This window comes from Pseudomonas sp. TTU2014-080ASC (assembly GCF_001446935.1).
GTDB lineage: Bacteria > Pseudomonadota > Gammaproteobacteria > Pseudomonadales > Pseudomonadaceae > Aquipseudomonas.
The window spans coordinates 528,622-549,130 of record NZ_LKKK01000011.1 but is presented as its reverse complement, the minus strand read 5'-3'; the positions used below and the strand labels follow the sequence as shown (position 1 = coordinate 549,130).

Genomic DNA, 20,509 nt, shown 5'->3' with positions numbered 1-20,509 from the left:
GGAAGCGTTATGACTGTTGAACTCAACACTCCAGTAGCCGATTTCACAGCACAGGCCACCAGCGGCCAAGCTGTTCAACTTTCAGCGCTTAAAGGCAAGCAAGTGGTGATCTATTTCTACCCGAAAGATGCTACGCCGGGCTGCACCACTGAAGGACAGAGCTTTCGCGACTTGCATGCTGAATTCCAAGCCGCCAACACTGTTATTTTCGGCGTATCGATGGATGACCTGAAAAAACACGAAAGCTTCAAAAGTAAGCAAGCATTCCCGTTTGAATTGATTAGCGACCCGGAACACGTGCTGTGCGACCAGTTCGGTGTCTATCAGCTTAAGAAGAACTACGGCAAGGAATACATGGGCATTGTCCGCAGCACCTTCCTAATCGGTGCTGACGGGGTATTACGTCAGGAGTGGCGCAATGTTCGAGTTGCCGGGCATGTCGAGAAAGTCCTCGAAGCCGCGCAGGCATTGCACAGCGCCTAAAGCAACCAAGAGCAGCCGCAACGGCTGCTCTTACGCTTTACGCAACCAATAGTGATAGACATCACCCTTAATCTCTTCGCGCACTATCTCATGCCCCGCCAGCGAAGCAAAAACCCGAAAATCCCGCTGCGACCCCGCATCCGTTGCAAACACGCGCAAAACGGCACCACTTGGCATGCGATTAAGTTCTAACTTTGCTTTCAAGAGTGGTAACGGACAGCTCAGCCCACACGCATCCAAATGGACATCGAAAGCTTCAGCGTCCCAATTTTGATCAGTCATTGAACATCTCCAGATTGCGGCTAGGATACCTAACACGGCTAATCTCTGGCCAGCAGAGCCCCGACACAGCTACAGTAGAACCTTTGTTCAGGACGAGCTTCGTGCATGACTTTTCTACGCCCCACCCTGCTCGCACTCAGCTGTTTGATCGCCTCTCCAGCCATCAGCAGTGATCTTCCTTCACTTGGCGATGCCAGTTCGGCAATCGTATCCCCCCAGCAGGAGTACCAGCTTGGGCGCGCTTGGCTTAGCTTGGTCCGCGGACAAGTCAGCCAACTTGATGATCCGCAGCTCAAAGACTTCGTTGAAAGCAGCGTCTACCGCCTGAGCGAAACCAGCCAGTTGCAGGATCGCCGCCTGGAATTCGTCCTGTTGAACAGTCCGCAGATCAACGCTTTTGCCGCTCCCGGCGGCATTGTTGGCGTCAATGGCGGCCTTTTTTTATACGCGCAGACGGAGGCTGAATACGCCTCAGTCATGGCGCATGAATTGGCTCACCTTTCACAACGCCACTTTGCCCGCGGACTTGAGGCCCAGCAACGGATGCAGATCCCAGTGATGGCAGGCATGCTTGCCGGCATCATCGCCGCCGCTGCCGGCGCTGGCGATGCGGGTATCGCCGCAATCGCATCAACCCAGGCCGCAGCAATGCAGGAGCAACGCCGCTTCTCGCGCCAAAACGAACAGGAAGCGGACCGCATCGGCTTGGTTAATCTGGAAAAAGCCGGCTTTGACCCCAAAGCGATGCCCCGCATGTTTGAACGTCTGATGCGCCAATACCGCTATGACCGAATGCCGCCTGAGTTCCTACTGACTCACCCGGTATCTGAGTCGCGTATCGCCGATACCCGCAACCGCGCCGAACAATTTAAAGGCGAAGGCATTACCGATAGCCTGCGCTATCAGCTGATGCGCGCCCGAGTACAACTGATCTACGAAGACACTCCCGGCGTCGCTATCAAGCGTTTTCGCAGCATGCTTGATGAAAACCCCGGAATTGATGCGGCCCGCTACGGCTTGGCGATCGCCCAGATCAAAGGCGGCCAATACAGCCAGGCGCAAGAATCTCTGCAGCCGCTGCTTAAAAAGGCCCCTAACGACATCAGCTACAACCTGGCCATGGTCAGTATCGAAACTGCTGGCAACAATCTCAACGGTGCAAGTACACGCCTTGAACGCCTGCTAAGCCTGTACCCCAACAATTACCCGCTGAATCAAGCCAAGGTCAATCTGCTGATCAAACAAGGACGGATTCAGGATGCCGAGCGCGAACTGGACAAACTCTTGAAACGCCGCAGTAAAGACCCGGACATCTGGTATCAGATGGCCGAAGTGCGCGGGTTAAAAGGTGACACGATTGGCCTTCATCAAGCACGCGGCGAGTTTTTTGCCTTGGTTGGAGACTATGATCAGGCGCTTGAGCAACTGGGTTTTGCCAAACGCCGGGCAAGTAGCAACTTCCAGTTAGCCTCAAGAATTGATGCGCGAGAGCGCGAGCTGATCGAAGAGAAGCGGATCATTGAACAAATGATGCGCTGAGAAGAAAATGCCGAAACCCTCCATACGGACTTCGGCATTCTTCTTTAGCGGTCAGGACGCAAAACTTCCGTTTGCTCTAGGCCAGCCCTCAGGCGTTGCCGGTGACCTTGAGGCGTGCAGCCTGGGTAAAGTCGAGCATGCGCTTAAGCGGCTTGATCGCCTTAGGGATCAATGCCGGATCAACGAATATCTCGTTACTGCCGTCACGCAGACTAGTAAGCGTGCGCTCCAGTGTGTTCATGGCCATCCACGGACAATGTGCGCAGCTGCGACAGGCAGCACCATTACCAGCAGTCGGCGCTTCCACAAACGTCTTGTCCGGGCACAGTTGCTGCATTTTGTAGAAAATGCCGCGATCGGTTGCCACGATAAAGGTTTTGTTCGGCATGCGCTGCGCTGCGGCAATCAACTGGCTGGTTGAGCCCACGGCATCCGCCAGTTCGATTACTGACTCAGGCGACTCTGGGTGAACCAGAATAGCCGCCTCCGGATACAACGCTTTCATATCGGCCAGCTGTTTGGCCTTGAACTCTTCATGAACGATGCAAGCACCATCCCAAAGGAGCATGTCGGCACCGGTTTTGTTATTGATGTAACGCCCCAAGTGCTGATCAGGTGCCCAGATGATGCTTTCGCCGTTGTCGAGCAAATGCTCGACAATCTCAACTGCACAGCTTGAAGTAACAACCCAGTCAGCACGTGCTTTAACAGCCGCTGAGGTGTTTGCATAGACCACCACAGTCCGCTCTGGGTGTTGGTCACAGAACGCAGAAAACTCGTCAACCGGGCAGCCCAAGTCCAGGGAGCAGGTTGATTCCAGCGTCGGCATCAACACGCGCTTCTCAGGATTGAGAATCTTAGCGGTCTCACCCATGAACTTAACCCCGGCAACGACAACCGTCTGCGCCGGATGAGTGGTGCCAAAGCGAGCCATTTCCAGCGAGTCAGCCACACAGCCGCCAGTTTCTTCGGCAAGCGCCTGAAGCACCGGATCACAGTAATAGTGGGCTACCAGCACGGCGTTCTGTTTTTTCAGCTCAGCCGCAATCTCGGCACGGTAAAACGCCTCCTGCTCGGGAGTGAGAGGCTTGGGTTGCTTGGCATCAAGATGGGCTTGAACCAACACGCGTTCGGAAATCTGAGTCATCTCATCAGGCCCTGTAGAGGTCTTATCAGGCGAAAGATCAGTATACCCGTCATCACGCCATCACAGGACCAGCCAAATAACAGCACTGACAGAATGTGTGCGTGAAAAACAGCAGGTAAAAAAAAACCTGAAAATTCTTTAACTAGAACTTTCAGGTTTTTGACCTTCATTAGAAGGTGAATATGGTGGGTCGTGTAGGACTCGAACCTACGACCAATTGGTTAAAAGCCAACTGCTCTACCAACTGAGCTAACGACCCTTGGTGTGGCGCGTATAATACTGATTTAATTGATAAATTCAACACCTTCCAACGAAAAAATTCAAAAATATCGTGTTGGGTCGGCAATCCCGGCACTGGCAAAACCAGCAGCTCGCAAACGGCAGCTGTCACATTTTCCGCAAGCTCGGCCTTCGTCATCAGCTTGGTAACAAGAGACCGTCAAGCTGTAATCCACGCCATGGTTGATCCCGGCCTGGACGATTTCGGCTTTGCTCATCGCCTGCAATGGGGCCTGGATACGAAAACCATTACCCTCTACGCCAGCCTTAGTGGCCAGGTTAGCCATGCGCTCGAACGCTTCAACAAACTCTGGACGGCAATCCGGATAGCCAGAGTAGTCCACCGCATTCACACCAATGAAGATATCCCGCGCCTCCAACACCTCTGCCCAGCCCAAAGCGAGCGACAGAAATACGGTATTGCGTGCCGGCACATAAGTCACCGGAATACCTTCTGTAGGACTCTCAGGCACGTCAATCGAGCTATCCGTCAGTGCCGAGCCGCCCATACCGTTGAGATTCAGGCCGATAACCTTGTGTTCAACCACACCCATTTGCTTCGCCACGCGTTCTGCTGCCAGCAACTCAGAACGATGACGCTGGCCGTAGTCAAAACTCATTGTGTAGCAACTGAAGCCCTGGGCTTTAGCTAATGCGACAACAGTGGCTGAATCCAAACCACCCGAAAGAAGGATGACTGCTTTCTTAGTGCTCATGATTAATGTCCCGGCTCGTCGTTCCAGAGAATTTTGTGGAGTTGCAGCTGCAGGCGCACAGGTAGGTTGTCAGCAATAATCCACTCAGCCAGATCTCGCGCACTGACCTGATGATGACTAGGCGAAAACAGCACCTCATCCACGCGCAGGTCGAGCTGGTACTGAATCAGCTTACTGACAGCCCAGTCATAATCCTCACGGGAACAGATCACGAACTTAACCTGATCATTCTGCGTCAGTAGCGGAATGTTCTCATAACGATTACGCCCCACTTCAGCTGAGCCTGGAGTTTTAAGGTCAACCACCTTACTCACCCGCGGATCAACAGCAGAAACATCCATCGCACCGCTGGTTTCAAGGGAAACCTCATAACCTGTATCACACAGGCGCTGCAGCAGAGGAATGCAATTGGGCTGCGCCAACGGCTCTCCGCCAGTCACGCATATGTAGCGAGGTTTATAGCTGGCCACCTGTTCAAGGATAGCATCCAGGGACATCAGCTCACCGCCACTGAAGGCGTACGCCGTATCACAATACTGGCAGCGTAAGGGACAGCCGGTCAGGCGAACAAACACCGTAGGCAAACCTGCAGTGCGCGTTTCGCCCTGCAGCGAGTAGAAAATCTCGGTAATTCGCAGGGTATCTTGCATATCAGCCACGGGCGTAACAGCTAAACAGGCTGTCCGCCTCCGTTGCGTTAAAGGGGATTGTGTATTTTAACGAAAAAACCCGCGCCAAGCGCGGGTTTCTTGATCTACGGTGTCAATCACTGCAAACGCTGAAGGTCGCGCTGCGCCAACTGAGCTGCCGAGCTACCGGGATATTGAGCCACCACCTGCTGCAAAATCCCACGAGCCTTGTCAGTATTGCCGAGACGCTGCTCGACATCTGCCAATTTAAATAACGAGTCAGGCACCTTGCCGTGACTGGGGTATGCCTGACTTACACGGGCAAACGCCTGCCCTGCTCCCTGCAAGTCACCCTTGGCCAGTGTGACTTCACCCAACCAATACTGCGCATTACCTGCATATTGGCTATTGGGGAACTTACGTAGGAATGCTGTAAAAGCCTGACTGGCCTTCTCGAAGTCCTTTGCCTTGATCAGGTCAAAGGCAGCATCATAAAAGAGCTTTTCCTTAGCCGGATCAGCCGGTTCACTAGTGGCCGCCTGCGCCGCACCAGTTGGCGCAACAGGCGCTGTATTGGCATTGATAGCGCCAGCAGCGGAAGAATCTGTAGGGGTCGCAGCACCTGCTGCACCACTGCTTAAACGCCTATCAAGATCCTGATAACGCTCTAGGCTTTCTTGCTTCATTCGCTGAATTTCATTCTGCTGTTCTTCCAGCAAACCGCGCAGCTGAGCAATCTCATTCTGCATCTGTTCGAGCTGGGTAAACAGCATGCCCTGCGCTGAGACAGGGGCAGAAGCCCCCGCCTCAGTGTAGGTGCCGGGCGTGCCGTAACCTGAAGGAGGATAACTGGTATCCGCTGCGGAAGTCCCAGCCACGACCATTACTGGCAGGCTGAGTGCCCAAACGGTTAAAGCACGTCGGCAAGTACGCATATCGAATTACTTACGCAGTTCGACGCGACGGTTTTGAGCCCAGGAAGACTCGGTGTTGCCAGTGGCTACCGGACGCTCTTCACCGTAGGAAACCAGTTCCAGCTGAGCAGGAGACACGCCCTGCAGAACCAGGTAACGCTGAACAGCCTTAGCACGACGCTCACCCAGAGCCATGTTGTACTCGCGAGTACCACGCTCGTCAGTGTGGCCTTCCAGAACTACGCGAGCACCGTTGCCCTGCAGGTCTTTGGCGTGAACGTCCAGAGCGCGCATGGCTTCCGGCTTCAGGTCAGAGCTGTCGTATTCGAAGTAGAAAGTAGTGATAGCGCGCAGAGCAGCTTCTTCGCTCAGACTGCCATCAACAGCACCAGTGTTGGCACCGTAACCAGCGTTCGGGTCAACAGCGCCTTCGCCCGCAGCGTCGCCACCTTTGGAAGAACAGCCAACAGCAACAGCGAGAGCCAGGCTCAGTGCAGCAAATTTACCGAATTTCAGCATTTCCATGTGTAACTCCTAGAGAACCCCAGTGTGTCAAGCAAGATGTTTCATTAAATTTACAACGACCGCGTCAGTTCAGGTAAGGGGACCAAGAAGGCTCTCGAACTTCGCCTTGTGCGGTAGGAAGAGGGAGCCTCACGCGTCCATTGGTGGACGCCAATACCAAGACTCCCCGTCCCTGCTGGCGGGTGGCATAGATTACCATGGTGCCGTTAGGCGCAACAGTGGGCGACTCATCCAAACTGGTATCAGAAAGGATCTTCAAGTTGCCACGTTGCAGGTCTTGCGCTGCCACCTTGAACACGGTGTAACCCTCCTGGCGATGGATCATTACCAGGGTCTTTTCATCAGCAGAAAGCTTCGGGTTGGCGTTGTAGTTACCAATGAAGGTAACACGCTCAGCAGAGCCCCCGTTGACGTTGGTTTTATAGATTTGCGGCTTGCCGGAGCGATCCGACGTGAAATAGATGGTCTGCCCGTCTTTCCCCCAGAACGGCTCGGTATCGATAGCCGGAGAGTTAGTGACACGACTCAGCTGGCGAGTCGCCAGATTCATCACATAAATCTCCGGGTTACCATCGCGGGACAGAACAAACGCAAGACGGCTGCCGTCCGGCGACCAGGCCGGAGCACCATTTAAGCCTTCAAAATTGGTGACCTGCTCGCGGCGACCAGTATCAATGTGCTGAACGAAGATGCGCGGGCGCTTTTGCTCGAAAGACACATAGGCGATGCGACGACCATCCGAAGCAAAAGACGGTGACAGAATCGGCTCACGGGACTGCAGCAGGGTTACCGCGCGTGCACCGTCATAATCGGAGCGCTGTAGGGTGTAACGTGTGTTGTTGGCACCGAAACGCTCAGCTGTCACATACAGCATACGGGTCGAAAACGCCCCCTTCACACCCGTCAATTTCTCGAAGGACTGGTCGGCAATGTGGTGTGCCATATCGCGAAGCTGATCAACACCACCGGCTACGCTGCCCGTCATCACCTGTTGCTGAGTAGTGACATTGAACAGTGCGTACTGCACCTGCAACCGCCCGCCACTCGGGACAATGCTGCCGACCATTACGTACTGAGCACCCAGCGCCTGCCAGTCACGGTAGATAACTTCAGACGCCTGAGTTGGCAAGCTGATCATGTTCTGGCGCGGAATTGGCTCAAAGACACCCGAGTTACGCAGGTCGTTGCCGATAATGTCAGCCATATCTTCTGGCAGCACACTGCCACCCTGCCAGCCGAAAGGAACTACGGCGACCGGAATAGCACGATCGACGCCACTGGTAACTCGAATATTTTTCTCTTCCGCTACAGCCACAGCAGCCGAGCAAAGGAGCACGAGAAAAAACCCTTTTAGAATGTTGATCACAGCGCTAAATCCTCAGGCGTGAATGTCATCTTAAATGAACGGTAAGGATTGAATTCCGCTGGGGTTAAACCCTGCATCTCCACCAACCGTCCAATATTCTTCACTGCTGCGACAGCAGAGTTATCAAAAGGAGCGTTACCGCTTGACCTGGACACACTGACATTAGTGATGGTGCCATCAGGCAGCATATTGATTTGAAGAACAACCTCCATGCCTCGATTGGTTCCCGGAGGCCTCGACCACCCTTCAGCAGCACGCATTCTTATCAAATCGTCAAAGTTACCTGCGACCTGATCACCCACTGTGTCAGCAGCGGTTTGCTGGCGACCAACATCCTCGGACAACAACTCTGCAAGAGCAGCAGCTTTTTTATCCTCTGCCGCCTTGCGTTTTGCAGCCTCAGCAGCAGCTTTTTTCTTGGCATCCTCTGCTGCTTTCTTTTTAGCCGCCTCAGCAGCAGCTTTCTTCTTGGCGTCCTCTTCGGCCTTTTTCTTAGCAGCCTCTGCTGCCTTCTTCTTCGCCTCTTCTTCGGCAGCCTTTTTCTTAGCGGCAGCGGCATCAGCCAACTTTTTCTGCTCGGCCGCCTTTTGCTCAGCGGCTTTCTTCGCGGCTTCTGCCTTTTTCACAGCTTCAGCTTTTGCCGCTTCAGCTGCCTTCTGAGCCTCAGCAGCTTTCTTTTGTTCCGCAGCCTTAGCGGCCAGCTTCTGCTCTTCCGCTTTTTTCTGCTCCAGTTGTTCAGTCTCATAGACTGGCGCACTGGTCTTTTTCGCCTCACCAGCGATTTTCTGGTTAGTCTGGGTAGTGGCCTGGCTTTGAGACTGCAACTTATACAAAGTGGCCTGCACCACAGGCTTGGCAGGTGGCAACTCCGGAGCAAAAGCAAAGCTAACGAACAACATCGCAAAGATGATGACGTGCAACCCTACCGCCCAGACGATGGGCCAAAACAGACTTTCAGACGGCGACTGTTCGCGCAGGTCTTGCATCAGGGTGCCTCGGTAATCAGCCCGACGTTACCAACTGCGGCCTGCTGAAGGCCCCCCATTGCTGCCATGACTGTCCCATAGTCCACACTCTTATCACCCCGAACAAACACCTGCACTTGCTTACCAGTAGCACGGCTTTGGGCGACGATTGCAGTTACGGCGCGTGTCATTTCATCCAGAGTCAAAGCTTTATCCTGGACGGTTTCTACGTCGACTTCGGTGCCCATATTCCAATAAAAGGTCTTGTCGGCCTTGATGGAGATGGTTAGCACCTGAGCGTTGTTATCTTGTGGAAGCGCCTCGCTACTCACCTTGGGTAAGTCGACTTTCACGCCCTGATTGAGCATTGGTGCAGTCACCATAAAGATGACCAGCAGTACCAACATCACATCGATGTAGGGCACCACGTTCATCTCGGCGACCGGCTTGCGTCTGTTGCGAATTCTGGCCATGCCTTAAAACCTTTCGTTTGCGAGCCTAAGGCTTACTCATCACTGGTGTGAACTTTGCGGTGCAGAATTGCCTGGAACTCGTCAGCAAAGGTGTAGTAACGACCAATCAACATCTCGCCACGTGCGGAGAAGCGGTTATAAGCAATAACCGCAGGAATTGCCGCGAACAGGCCGATCGCAGTCGCAATCAACGCTTCAGCAATACCCGGAGCAACAGTCGCGAGCGTAGCTTGCTGGACCTGTGCCAAACCGCGGAATGAATTCATGATCCCCCACACGGTACCGAACAAACCAATATACGGACTGGTTGAGCCTACTGTGGCAAGGAATGGCAAGCTCTGCTCAAGCTTCTCTTCCTCGCGCGAGATGGCAACACGCATTGCACGGGAAACAGCGTCCATGATTGCATCTGGTTCTACCCCAGGCTGCTGGCGCAGACGGGAGAACTCCTTGAAACCTGCACGGAAGATTTGCTCAAGGCCTGAGTCGGGATCCGGGTTGCTGCCGGCCTGACGGTACAGCTTGGACAAATCAATCCCTGACCAAAAGCGCTCTTCAAAGCTATCCAGCGAGCGTTTGGCAGCACGCAGCAGTGCTGTACGCTGAAAAATCAGCACCCAAGAAATGACCGATGCGGCCACCAGCGCCAGCATCACCAGTTGCACGACCAGACTGGCGTTACTGATCAGACTCCACATCGACATGTGGTCAACGGCATTGGCTTCCACGCTTACTCTCCTGCAGCATTAGATGTACCCGCTCCACTTTGCCCGGCAAATGCTTCATGCATCTGCTTTGGAATGGCGCGAGGTTTAAAATTGTCGGCTCGAACACAGGCCACAACAAACTGACCGTCACACAGCAACACGTCATCCCTAGCACGCCTGACCTGTTGACGAAAACGCAGGCTGGCACGGTTTAACTCAACCACCTCAGCGCTTACGTAGAGCTCATCATCGAGCTTGGCCGGAGCGTGGTAGCGCGCTTCAGCCGAATGCACAACGAATAACAGGCCCTCCTCGGCCAACGTAGATTGGGAATAACCCAGATCACGTAAGCACTCGGTACGAGCCCGTTCCATAAATTTGAGGTAATTGACGTAGTAGACGATACCGCCAGCATCTGTATCTTCGTAATAGACACGACAGCGATGGATGAACGGTTCAACTCCGTTTAGCGCGCGCATACTCTAGTGCCAGCTCCTGCTCTTGCCAATTGCCTGTAGCAAGTATTTTTTCAATCTTCCTGACCAAACAGATCGGCGGTGGGTGTATCCAGCGTCCGCTTCGGCGCATTGAGCCCGAAATGAAGATAAGCGTGCCGGGTGACCACACGCCCTCTTGGCGTGCGCATGATGTAGCCCTGCTGAATCAGGTAAGGCTCCAGCACATCCTCAATCGTGTGCCGTTCCTCACTGATCGCCGCCGCCAGGTTGTCGATACCCACCGGGCCACCTTCAAACTTCTCGATCATAGTCAACAACAGGCGGCGATCCTGATGATCAAAGCCGCGCTCATCAACATCCAACAGATTCAGGGCCTTGTCAGCTATTTCACGGGTGATATCGCCCTGGCCACGCACTTCGGCAAAATCACGTACCCGGCGCAGCAGACGGTTGGCGATTCGTGGAGTGCCACGCGCCCGGCGAGCGATCTCAAGCGATCCCTTCGGGTCGATCTCCAGTCCCAAAATCGCAGCCGAACGGCTAACGATAGTGGCCAAATCCTCTGTGTTGTAGAACTCCAGACGCTGAACAATTCCAAAGCGGTCCCGCAGCGGATTGGTCAGCATGCCTGCGCGCGTAGTCGCCCCAACCAAAGTAAACGGTGGCAAATCCAGCTTGATCGATCGTGCAGCAGGCCCTTCGCCAATCATGATATCGAGCTGAAAGTCCTCCATAGCCGGATACAGCACCTCCTCCACTATCGGTGAAAGGCGGTGAATTTCGTCAATGAACAGAACATCTCCGGGCTCGAGATTGGTCAGCAGTGCTGCCAGATCACCCGGACGCTCAAGCACAGGGCCGGATGTACTCTTGATGGAAACATTCATTTCCTGAGCAATGATGTTTGCCAGCGTGGTTTTGCCCAGCCCCGGAGGCCCAAATATCAGTGTGTGATCAAGCGCTTCACTGCGGCCACGGGCAGCCTGGATAAAAAGTTCCATCTGCTCACGTACAACCGGCTGGCCAATATACTCAGCCAGCTTGAGCGGGCGGATAGCTCTATCTACCTGCTCGTCACGATCCCGTGCGGACGCAGTAATCAATCGATCAGCTTCTAGCACTAGACCATTCCCTTCAGGGCACGACGAATCATATCTTCACTACTCAAACCATCTTCCTTAACCGCTGAGACCGCACGACTTGCCTCCTGAGGCTTGTAACCCAGCGAGATCAGTGCACTGACCGCATCCGACTCAGCACTGGTGGCCGGAGCCCCAGCACGCGCCTCCATAACCAGCCCCGACATCACCGGAACGGTCTCCCATGCTTTGAAGCGGTCCTTCAGCTCAACCAGCAAACGTTCGGCGGTTTTTTTACCCACACCGGGAATCTTCACCAGCACAGAAGTATCCTGAGCCTGAACACAACGCACCAACTCATCGACCTCCAGCCCTGACATAAGTGCCAGCGCCAGTTTCGGGCCAACGCCATTGAGACGAATCAGCTCGCGGAAAAGCTCACGCTCACGCTTTTCGGCAAAGCCATACAGCAGGTGTGCATCCTCACGCACCACCAAATGAGTGTGCAGCGTCACTGGCTCACCCACTGAAGGCAAACGGTACAACGTGGTCATGGGGACTTCCACCTCATAACCCAAACCATTTATGTCAATAATTATATGGGGTGGCTGCTTTTCAGCCAGGTTACCGCGCAAACGTCCGATCACCGCTGCATTCCCAATTCAGAGTTATAAACGAAGACGGCCCGCTCGCCGCTTTGCACCGAGCAAACCATGCGGAATCAGGCTCTGCCGATGGTGGGCATGACACAAGGCAATCGCCAGGGCGTCCGACGCATCAATCTGAGGCTTTTGCACTAACTTCAGCAGATGCATAACCATCATCTGCACTTGCTCCTTATCAGCACCACCGGTACCGGCAATAGCCTGCTTGACTTGGGTTGCCGTGTATTCAGAAACTTCTAGGCCTGCTTCAACACCTGCAACAATGGCCGCACCGCGGGCCTGACCTAGCTTGAGTGCCGAATCCGGATTTCGGGCCATGAATACCTGCTCGATGCCCATCGTCACTGGCTCGTAGGTTTGAATAACCTCACGCACACCTCGAAATACGATCTGCAAGCGCTCAGGCATACTGCCGCTGCCGGTCCTGATGCAACCTGAAGCAACGTATTCGCAATGGCGCCCGTTATCGCGTATCACGCCATAGCCGGTAATACGCGAGCCCGGGTCAATTCCGAGAATTAGGGTCATTTGCTGTTCATTCCCGACACTCGCCAAAACCTTCGACGAACTGTGTATTTATCCAGTTACGCAGTATAGGGGTTCACGCAACCCGTCGTCACCTTTGCGCGCGCAATAAAAAGCCGGAAGCGTGTGACATGCGCCCTACGCTTCCGGCTCGACCTAGCGAACGCCCGGTTTAAGCCAGCTGCTCCATGATTTCATCTGGAATTTCGGCATTGTGGTAGACGTTCTGCACGTCATCCAAGTCTTCCAGCATATCGATCAGCTTGATGACCTTCTGCGCAGTGTCGAGGTCAGTCAGTGGCGCAGAAATGGACGGAACCATGGCAATTTCTGCCTCTTCACTCTTAAGCCCTGCTGCAGTCAACGCCTCAAGCACAGCATGAAAGTCGGCAAAGCTGGTGCTGACTATGGCTGAACCGTCCTCGCCCATTTCTATGTCATCAGCACCAGCCTCAAGCGCCGCCTCCATCAGGGCATCTTCATCAATACCCGGAGCGAAGCTGATCTGGCCTTTACGATCGAACATGTATGCAACCGAGCCATCAGTGCCCAAGTTGCCGCCGCACTTGCTAAAGGCATGACGCACTTCTGCCGCCGTACGATTGCGGTTGTCGGTCATGGCCTCAACGATAATCGCCACCCCGCTTGGCGCATAACCTTCATAACTCAGCTCGGTCATATTATCGGCTTCGTTATTGCCAGCACCGCGTGCAATCGCCCGATCAATTACATCGCGCGACATGTTTGCTGTCAGCGACTTGTCTACAGCTAGACGCAAACGTGGGTTGTCGGCCGGAATGGGGCCGCCGTGCTTGGCCGCTACGGTCAGCTCGCGAATCAGCTTGGTGAAAATCTTTCCGCGCTTGGCGTCCTGACGCCCTTTGCGGTGCTTGATATTGGCCCATTTGGAATGACCAGCCATAACTTCACTCCGACTCCATCAGTTTCACAATCCAAATTCAGACAGCACTATCTCAGCTACCGCCCGACCATAACAAAGAAGCCTGGATAACCAGGCTTCTTTTCATGCTTTATTCAGCCTTGGGCTGTTCGCGCAGACGAATATGCAGCTCACGCAGCGACTTGTTATCCACCTCACCCGGCGCCTGGGTCATGACACACGCAGCGCTCTGAGTTTTCGGGAAGGCAATCACTTCACGGATAGACTGCGCACCGGTCATGAGCATCACCAGACGATCCAAACCAAACGCCAGACCGCCATGAGGTGGCGCACCGAACTTCAGCGCGTCGAGCAGGAAGCCAAACTTCTCCTGCTGTTCGTCTTCACTGATACCCAACACACGGAATACCGCCTGTTGCATATTCTTGTCGTGGATACGAATGGAACCACCGCCCAGCTCAGTGCCGTTGAGGACCATGTCATACGCACGGGACAGCGCAGCTGACGGATTAGCCTCCAACTCTTGCGGCGTGCACTTCGGCGCAGTAAACGGGTGGTGCATAGCGGTCAGGCTACCGTCGTCGTTCTCTTCGAACATCGGGAAGTCCACAACCCACAGCGGAGCCCACTCGCAGGTCAGCAGGTTCAGATCATGACCCAGACGGATCCGCAGTGCACCCAGCGCCTCGCTAACGATCTTGGCCTTATCTGCACCGAAGAAGACGATATCGCCATCCACTGCACCCACGCGATCCAAGATCACGTTGATGTTTTCCAGCGGGATGTTCTTAACGATCGGCGATTGCAAGCCATCAACACCATTGGCACGCTCGTTGACCTTGATATAGGCCAGACCTTTCGCACCGTAGATACCGACAAACTTGGTGTATTCGTCGATTTTACTGCGCGGCATGCTCGCACCACCCGGTACGCGCAGCGCAGTTACACGGCACTTCGGATCATTAGCAGGACCCGCGAAGACCTTGAATTCGACGTCTTTCAGCTGATCGGCAACGTCTACCAGCTCCAGCGGAATACGCAGGTCTGGCTTGTCTGAACCGAAGCGGCGCATGGCCTCTGCCAGCGTCATGTGAGGCAGCTCGCCGAATTCGACATCCAGCACTTCTTTAAACAGCTGGCGCACCATCTTCTCGGTAAGGCCCATGATGTCGGCTTCATCGAGGAAGCTGGTTTCGATATCGATTTGGGTGAATTCCGGCTGGCGGTCTGCACGCAGGTCTTCATCACGGAAGCACTTTGCGATCTGGTAGTAGCGGTCAAAGCCCGCCACCATCAGCAGCTGCTTGAACAGCTGTGGCGACTGCGGCAGTGCGAAGAAGCTGCCGGCGTGGGTACGACTCGGTACCAGATAGTCACGTGCGCCTTCCGGCGTAGCGCGGGTCAGGATTGGCGTTTCAACGTCGAGGAAGCCATTTTCATCCAGGTAACGACGGATGCTGGATGTAATGCGCGAGCGCAGCTTCAGCTTTTCAGCCATTTCCGGGCGACGCAGGTCAATAAAACGGTAACGCAGGCGGGTTTCTTCGCCTACATCAGTGTATTCATTAAGCGGGAATGGTGGTGTTTCAGACTCGTTCAACACTTCCAGCTCATAGCCCAGCACTTCAATGGCGCCGCTAGCCATGTTGGCGTTGCGAGCGCCCTCAGGACGCAGGCGCACCTTACCGGTGATTTTCACCACGTACTCACTGCGCACACGGTCAGCCTTGGCAAAGGTTTCCGCACGATCCGGGTCAAACACCACCTGAGCCAGACCTTCGCGGTCGCGAATATCAAGGAAGATAACCCCGCCGTGGTCACGACGGCGGTGCACCCAACCGCAAAGGGTAATTTCCTGGCCGTCCAGGCTCTCGTTCAATTGGCCGCAATAATGGCTGCGCATCATGGTGGTAGTCGCTTCTCTTGAGTCTTGAATTCGTCGGGCCGCACATACTGCGGCGCTCGTGGCCGATTAACCGGCTGGCGCGGACGCCATTTTCCGCCATTGTTCTGTCTTACAGGATAGTCATGACCAGTGGCTATTACTCACCTAGCGGCCACCCCACAAAACCCGGCAAAGCTGTGCATTATATATAGATAATCAGTCGCTTGCAGCCGCCACATCCTACTCACCTTTATAGAGGCGACCTACCACGCAGCCGAAGCCTATCTGGCACCACTAAAGCAGCACAGATGGGATCTCACAGCCCTGCAAGCAACACCTCGACATACAGAAACGCCGGACATGTGAAAATTTACACCCATAAATTCATAGGGGCTGCGGCCAATATTCTCTAGCCATGATAGGCTCTACCACCAATCACGCGCAGATTCTGCACCACTGTCGAATCCACCGAGAGGAGAGGAACCATGGAAATCAACATCGGCATCGCCGAACAAGATCGTGCAGCCATTGCCGAAGGGCTTTCCCACCTGCTTGCAGACACCTATACCCTGTACTTGAAGACCCATAACTTCCACTGGAACGTTACCGGGCCGATGTTCAACACCCTGCACCTAATGTTTGAAGGCCAGTACAACGAGCTCGCCTTGGCTGTCGACCTGATCGCCGAGCGCATTCGCGCTCTGGGCTTCCCGGCGCCCGGCACGTACGCAGCATACTCCCGCCTATCTTCGATCAAGGAAGAGGAAGGCGTGCCAAGCGCAGAGGAAATGATCCGCCTGCTAGTTCAAGGCCAGGAAGCAGTGACCCGCACCGCTCGCGGCATATTCCCGCTGCTGGACAAAGTCAGCGATGAGCCAACTGCAGACCTGCTGACTCAGCGCATGCAGATTCATGAGAAGAATGCATGGATGCTGCGCAGCCTGCTTGCTGCCTGATTCCGCCTCAAAAGAGCCCGCACTGCGGGCTCCCCCCTCTCTGCCTACCACTGCACATCTGCACCTTGAAAGTAGAACTCATCCGCAGCATGACATGCAGCAGTCAAGTTTCTGCCCCCAGGCTTTTAACCTAACTTGTTATCCACTTGATTGAGAAGCCCGGGGCTTTACTGTTAAATACCACGCGTGGCGCCAGGCCAGCACTTGTCCTACGCCTCAGGCTGACATCTCACGCCACTCCTTTCGGCACTGAATCACTACGCGCAGCCTTTTATTTCCGTGGTTTTTAATTAAGCAAAGCGAGTTCATTACACATGTTAAAAATCGTCCACCTCTTGGCCGGCCTAGTGGCCGTGCTACTGTCATTCACCCCTATGCTCAGCCCCGAGGCCGAGCCCTTCCTACAAAACGCCAGCGCCCTGTGCCTCACCTTACTCGGCCTGAGCAACCTGCTGTTTGCCCCACAACTACCAATCTGGCACGACGGCGCTCGCCAACATGCCCAGAGTCTGGTTTCAGCGTTTCTCCTGGTCAGCACCCTGCTTCAGGGCCTGATCCTGCTTGCACCACTCTCAACCATCGCCAATTATCCAGCCGAGCTGGTCAGCCTCAGCTTGGTTACATTGGCTGTAGCGGTTCACTTAGCGACCAACCTGCGCATCAACCTGGGTCGCAAGCTGCTCTCACAGAACACAGGCGATCGCGAAAGCGGCACAGTGAAGTGGTTCAACACATCAAAAGGATTTGGCTTTATTTCCCGAGACTCCGGTGACGATATTTTCGTTCACTTCCGCGCGATTCGTGGCGAAGGCCACCGCGTATTAATCGAGGGACAACGCGTTGAGTTTTCCGTCATGCAGCGCGACAAAGGCCTTCAAGCTGAAGACGTAGTCGCCACACCGCAGCGTCGGTAGAGATAAACAAAAGGCCCGCTAATGCGGGCCTTTTGTTTTGAGCAACAGCTTAATAATGGGGCGGAGGCGTTACATCCTCCTCAATCCCAAAATGGGCACTGACCTCTGCTTGCCGTTTAGATAATGCTGCGATCTGCATCTGCAGCTTTTCCAACTGCCGCTGCTGCTCAAACAATGCATCGTTCAGAGACTGAATGGTGTCATCCTGGAAAGCCACTCGCATCTCCAGCTCGTTCACACGCTGCTCTATGTCCACCTTTCAACTCTCCGCAAAACGGAAGTCATTGGTAAGAACGGCCCGCAGCCTCTGCCTGATTGTCTGCAATTCCTCAGATGAATAAACCTTGGCAGGGAGGTTGCCCCAAACAGGCGCAGGCCAGGACGGGTCCTCTTTGCGACGCACAATGACATGCATGTGCAGCTGGCTGACCACATTACCTAATGTTGCTACGTTCATCTTATCTGCGGCGAAGCAATCCTTGAGAACCTCTGCAAGCACCGTGGTTTCTTTCCACAGCTGCTGCTGATCTGAAAGATCAAGCTGAAAAAGCTCGCTAACATCCTCACGACGGGGCACAAGAATAAACCACGGATACTGTGAGTCGTTCATCAGCAACAGACTGCACAGCGTGAACTCGCCTATTAAAACAGTATCTTTTTGCAATTGAGAATCAATAACAAACATAAACACCTCAATATAAAACCTGCTTGCGGCATACAGCATCTTCAACGCCGCTTAATCCCAACCATGATAGCAGTACACACCCATCCAGCTCAGCCACCTCACCCACCAAGACACGCACCAGCGTGCTGCATAATTCGCAATCAAGAAGCACGACTGCACCAAAATGTTCCCTTTGGTAATACCTTCACATCTGCGCCAGCTCAGATCAGCATGGCAACGCGACTCAGAGCGAAAGAAAAACGGGAAATGGAAAAAAAATCAGGAAAATCAACCGGAATTCCATCAAAAAACGGACTCATAAGCGGATATTGCAAGGTACCTGCGAATTTGTGCACGACTTTTGCTAAGGGATACCGCTATAGGACTTTAACCCGCACGATTAATTAACCGAGCATATCCATAGGTAATTACCCGGCGATCATGCCAGAAGTAATACCGAAGCAAGCTGGGTATTGCGGAGAGTAAAAATGGCGGTTAAAAGTCAACTTGGACGCTAGTTTTAATCTGTTAATCAACAATAAGACCATGTTATAAACTACCGCCGAGACAAGAAAAAAAGAGCCGCCGTATAACTACAAGCAGGCGGTGCAACTTTTATAAACCAAAGGAGCAATCACGATGCAAGTGATGAAGTGGAGCGTAATCGCCCTCGCAGTAGCTGCTGGCACTAGCCAAATGGCAGTAGCATCCAGTCAATCTGAGTCCAAGGGCTTTGTTGAGGACAGCAGCTTCAACGTCCTGAGCCGCAACCTGTACTTCAGCCGTGACTTCCGTAACGACCCTACTCGTCAGGATGATCCTCAAGAGTGGGGCCAAGGCTTCATCGGGACTTTCGAATCCGGCTTCACCCAAGGCACTGTAGGCTTTGGTGTTGATGCAATCGGCCTGCTGGGCCTCAAGCTGGACGGCGGCAAGGGCACTTCTGGCACTGGCCTGTTCCCAACCAACAGCGACGGTCGCTCTGCTGATGATTACTCCGAAGCAGGTGGCGCAGTGAAACTGCGTGTTTCCAACACTGTTCTGAAGTATGGCGATCAGTTCACTGCACTGCCGGTATTCAGCACCGACGACAGCCGTCTGCTGCCAGAAGTCGCTGAAGGCTTCCTGGTTACCAGCAACGAGATCGAAGGCCTGACCCTTCACGCTGGTCACTTCACAGCGATCAACGCTCAAGATCAGAGCTACCACGACAGCCTGGGTCTGAAGAGCGCCGACGCATTCGGCGGTAGCTACAGCTTCTCGGACGACCTGTCTGTTTCTCTGTACGCTTCCGATGTAGAAGATGCCTTCAAGAAGTATTACGGTAACGTTAACTACACCTACGGCATCAGCGACAACCAGTCCCTGAACTTCGACTTCAACATCTACAAAACCGACTACGACAAAGAGTACACCGGCACTGGCCAAGATGAAGACAACACCATCTGGAGCCTGGCAGCCGCGTACAACATTGGCGCGCACACCATCACTGCTGCGTACCAGAAGTCCATTGGCGGCTTTGACGGCATTGGCTACGACTACGGCGTAGATGGCGGCGGCACCGTATGGCTGGCCAACTCCATCCAACGCTCCGACTTCAACGCCGAAGACGAGAAATCCTGGCAGCTGCGCTACGACCTGGACTTTGCTGAGTTTGGCGTTCCTGGTCTGAGCTTCATGACTCGCTACGTAAGTGGTTCGGGTGCTGAAACCGCTACCACCAGCAATGGCAAAGAGTGGGAACGTGACATCCAGGTTGGCTACGTTGTTCAGGAAGGTGCCGCTAAGGACCTGAGCCTGAAAGTACGCCAGGCTACCTACCGTTCCAGCGATGGCGTTTACTACGGCTCTCCGTCCATTGACGAAGTACGTGTAATCGTTGAGTACCCGCTGAGCATCCTGTAACTCACAGACCTCGCGACACTCACTACGAAAAGGCCCGGTCAACCGGGCCTTTTCTTTATGTGTAATTAACCGATTGGCAGCGCATACGTCCCCGTCACATGCGCGGCCAGCTCGTCTTCAGCACCTTGCGAATAAACAGCCACTTCACAGACCGCCTGACGGCGACTCAAACGCAGAATGCTCGCCTGCGCAAGCAGGTCAACAGGCCTGGGCTTAACCAGAAAATTGATATTCAGATTGGACGTCACCGCCATCTCCACGCGCCCCAGCCGCCCCAGCACAACTGCATACATGGCCGCATCTGCAAGGGCCATGATGGTCGGCCCGGAAAGGGTTCCGCCCGGCCTCACAAGTTTGCTATGAAAGGGCACACGGGCCAGCACGCCTTGCGTATCCAGCCGGTCAATCATCAGGTTGATATCCTCCGCCATCGGCAGACCAGCGCGGATCAGTTTTTGCACCTGTTCAGCAGTCAGCTCACCCATAAAGGCCCCTATTCATTCGACTAACGTCAGCATCCTGTACGCATGGG

At 54.1% G+C, this 20,509-nt stretch carries 24 protein-coding genes, 1 tRNA gene and 1 pseudogene; 6 read left to right on the top strand and 20 right to left on the bottom strand.

Annotated features, from left to right (window positions below; translation table 11 throughout):
• Positions 1 to 9: 9 nt before the first annotated feature.
• Complete coding sequence (locus AO726_RS12990) at positions 10 to 483, top strand: peroxiredoxin (protein WP_058068489.1); 474 nt, start codon at positions 10 to 12, stop codon at positions 481 to 483.
• Between the two features lie 30 nt (positions 484 to 513).
• Here the strand turns inward: AO726_RS12990 and AO726_RS12985 are convergent, their stop codons facing one another.
• Complete coding sequence (locus AO726_RS12985) at positions 514 to 765, bottom strand: sulfurtransferase TusA family protein (protein ID WP_058068488.1); 252 nt, start codon at positions 763 to 765, stop codon at positions 514 to 516.
• Between the two features lie 105 nt (positions 766 to 870).
• Between AO726_RS12985 and AO726_RS12980 the strand changes: the two genes are divergently transcribed.
• The gene (locus AO726_RS12980; RefSeq protein ID WP_058068487.1) at positions 871 to 2,304 is read left to right on the top strand and encodes a M48 family metalloprotease; all 1,434 of its coding nucleotides are present in this window, start codon (positions 871 to 873) and stop codon (positions 2,302 to 2,304) included.
• Positions 2,305 to 2,392: 88 nt separating this feature from the next.
• Here the strand turns inward: AO726_RS12980 and nadA are convergent, their stop codons facing one another.
• From nadA to aspS, 16 genes are all read right to left on the bottom strand, one after another.
• Positions 2,393 to 3,451, bottom strand: a complete 1,059-nt coding sequence (gene nadA / locus AO726_RS12975) for a quinolinate synthase NadA (RefSeq protein ID WP_058068486.1) — start codon at positions 3,449 to 3,451, stop codon at positions 2,393 to 2,395.
• A 183-nt stretch (positions 3,452 to 3,634) separates the two neighbouring features.
• Positions 3,635 to 3,710, bottom strand: a tRNA-Lys gene (locus AO726_RS12970).
• Positions 3,711 to 3,771: 61 nt separating this feature from the next.
• Positions 3,772 to 4,446 carry a 7-cyano-7-deazaguanine synthase QueC gene (gene queC / locus AO726_RS12965; RefSeq protein ID WP_058068485.1) on the bottom strand — a complete coding sequence of 225 codons (675 nt, stop codon included), beginning with the start codon at positions 4,444 to 4,446 and terminating at the stop codon, positions 3,772 to 3,774.
• Between the two features lie 2 nt (positions 4,447 to 4,448).
• Entirely contained in the window at positions 4,449 to 5,096 is a 648-nt protein-coding gene (gene queE, locus AO726_RS12960; RefSeq protein WP_058068829.1) for a 7-carboxy-7-deazaguanine synthase QueE, read from the bottom strand.
• Between the two features lie 116 nt (positions 5,097 to 5,212).
• Positions 5,213 to 6,010, bottom strand: a complete 798-nt coding sequence (ybgF, locus tag AO726_RS12955; protein WP_058068484.1) for a tol-pal system protein YbgF — start codon at positions 6,008 to 6,010, stop codon at positions 5,213 to 5,215.
• 6 nt (positions 6,011 to 6,016) lie between these two features.
• Positions 6,017 to 6,514 carry a peptidoglycan-associated lipoprotein Pal gene (gene pal, locus AO726_RS12950; RefSeq protein ID WP_058068483.1) on the bottom strand — a complete coding sequence of 166 codons (498 nt, stop codon included), beginning with the start codon at positions 6,512 to 6,514 and terminating at the stop codon, positions 6,017 to 6,019.
• Between the two features lie 64 nt (positions 6,515 to 6,578).
• The gene (gene tolB, locus AO726_RS12945) at positions 6,579 to 7,880 is read right to left on the bottom strand and encodes a Tol-Pal system beta propeller repeat protein TolB (RefSeq protein WP_058068482.1); all 1,302 of its coding nucleotides are present in this window, start codon (positions 7,878 to 7,880) and stop codon (positions 6,579 to 6,581) included.
• A complete protein-coding gene (gene tolA / locus AO726_RS12940) occupies positions 7,877 to 8,866 on the bottom strand; it encodes a cell envelope integrity protein TolA (protein WP_058068481.1) in 990 nt (329 codons plus the stop codon). The genes tolB and tolA overlap by 4 nt, the downstream gene beginning before the upstream one ends.
• Positions 8,866 to 9,318: a protein TolR gene (tolR, locus tag AO726_RS12935; protein WP_058068480.1), complete on the bottom strand. Its 453-nt coding sequence runs from the start codon at positions 9,316 to 9,318 to the stop codon at positions 8,866 to 8,868. Before tolR ends, tolA begins: the two co-directional genes overlap by 1 nt.
• A gap of 32 nt (positions 9,319 to 9,350) precedes the next feature.
• Complete coding sequence (tolQ, locus tag AO726_RS12930) at positions 9,351 to 10,046, bottom strand: protein TolQ (RefSeq protein ID WP_058068479.1); 696 nt, start codon at positions 10,044 to 10,046, stop codon at positions 9,351 to 9,353.
• A 2-nt stretch (positions 10,047 to 10,048) separates the two neighbouring features.
• Positions 10,049 to 10,504 (bottom strand): tol-pal system-associated acyl-CoA thioesterase, encoded by a 456-nt coding sequence (gene ybgC / locus AO726_RS12925; RefSeq protein ID WP_058068478.1) that lies wholly within the window; start codon positions 10,502 to 10,504, stop codon positions 10,049 to 10,051.
• Between the two features lie 50 nt (positions 10,505 to 10,554).
• Positions 10,555 to 11,604, bottom strand: coding sequence for a Holliday junction branch migration DNA helicase RuvB (gene ruvB, locus AO726_RS12920; protein ID WP_058068477.1), 1,050 nt, complete (start codon positions 11,602 to 11,604; stop codon positions 10,555 to 10,557).
• On the bottom strand, positions 11,604 to 12,209 hold the full coding sequence (gene ruvA / locus AO726_RS12915; protein ID WP_058068476.1) for a Holliday junction branch migration protein RuvA: 606 nt from the start codon (positions 12,207 to 12,209) through the stop codon (positions 11,604 to 11,606). The genes ruvB and ruvA overlap by 1 nt, the downstream gene beginning before the upstream one ends.
• Positions 12,210 to 12,230: 21 nt before the next feature.
• On the bottom strand, positions 12,231 to 12,755 hold the full coding sequence (gene ruvC, locus AO726_RS12910) for a crossover junction endodeoxyribonuclease RuvC (RefSeq protein WP_058068475.1): 525 nt from the start codon (positions 12,753 to 12,755) through the stop codon (positions 12,231 to 12,233).
• Positions 12,756 to 12,924: 169 nt separating this feature from the next.
• A complete protein-coding gene (locus AO726_RS12905) occupies positions 12,925 to 13,674 on the bottom strand; it encodes a YebC/PmpR family DNA-binding transcriptional regulator (protein WP_058068474.1) in 750 nt (249 codons plus the stop codon).
• A 109-nt stretch (positions 13,675 to 13,783) separates the two neighbouring features.
• Positions 13,784 to 15,559, bottom strand: coding sequence for an aspartate--tRNA ligase (gene aspS, locus AO726_RS12900; protein WP_058068473.1), 1,776 nt, complete (start codon positions 15,557 to 15,559; stop codon positions 13,784 to 13,786).
• A gap of 464 nt (positions 15,560 to 16,023) precedes the next feature.
• On the opposite strand from aspS, the gene AO726_RS12895 reads away from it, so the two are divergent.
• The 3 genes and pseudogenes from AO726_RS12895 to AO726_RS21435 all read left to right on the top strand — a co-directional run bounded on the left by AO726_RS12895 (position 16,024) and on the right by AO726_RS21435 (position 17,408).
• On the top strand, positions 16,024 to 16,494 hold the full coding sequence (locus AO726_RS12895; protein ID WP_058068472.1) for a Dps family protein: 471 nt from the start codon (positions 16,024 to 16,026) through the stop codon (positions 16,492 to 16,494).
• A 314-nt stretch (positions 16,495 to 16,808) separates the two neighbouring features.
• Positions 16,809 to 17,129, top strand: a pseudogene (locus tag AO726_RS21535) (cold shock domain-containing protein membrane protein); the annotation flags it as partial.
• A gap of 42 nt (positions 17,130 to 17,171) precedes the next feature.
• Positions 17,172 to 17,408, top strand: coding sequence for a cold shock domain-containing protein (locus tag AO726_RS21435; protein ID WP_241492124.1), 237 nt, complete (start codon positions 17,172 to 17,174; stop codon positions 17,406 to 17,408).
• A gap of 49 nt (positions 17,409 to 17,457) precedes the next feature.
• Here AO726_RS21435 and AO726_RS12885 read toward each other — a convergent pair whose 3' ends face one another.
• Both AO726_RS12885 and AO726_RS12880 read right to left on the bottom strand, forming a co-directional pair.
• Positions 17,458 to 17,664, bottom strand: a complete 207-nt coding sequence (locus tag AO726_RS12885) for a SlyX family protein (RefSeq protein ID WP_058068470.1) — start codon at positions 17,662 to 17,664, stop codon at positions 17,458 to 17,460.
• 3 nt (positions 17,665 to 17,667) lie between these two features.
• Complete coding sequence (locus AO726_RS12880; protein ID WP_058068828.1) at positions 17,668 to 18,093, bottom strand: HIT family protein; 426 nt, start codon at positions 18,091 to 18,093, stop codon at positions 17,668 to 17,670.
• A 618-nt stretch (positions 18,094 to 18,711) separates the two neighbouring features.
• On the opposite strand from AO726_RS12880, the gene AO726_RS12875 reads away from it, so the two are divergent.
• Positions 18,712 to 19,977 carry an OprD family porin gene (locus AO726_RS12875; protein ID WP_058068469.1) on the top strand — a complete coding sequence of 422 codons (1,266 nt, stop codon included), beginning with the start codon at positions 18,712 to 18,714 and terminating at the stop codon, positions 19,975 to 19,977.
• Between the two features lie 65 nt (positions 19,978 to 20,042).
• Here AO726_RS12875 and AO726_RS12870 read toward each other — a convergent pair whose 3' ends face one another.
• Positions 20,043 to 20,453, bottom strand: a complete 411-nt coding sequence (locus AO726_RS12870; RefSeq protein WP_152987296.1) for a PaaI family thioesterase — start codon at positions 20,451 to 20,453, stop codon at positions 20,043 to 20,045.
• Positions 20,454 to 20,509 lie beyond the last annotated feature (56 nt).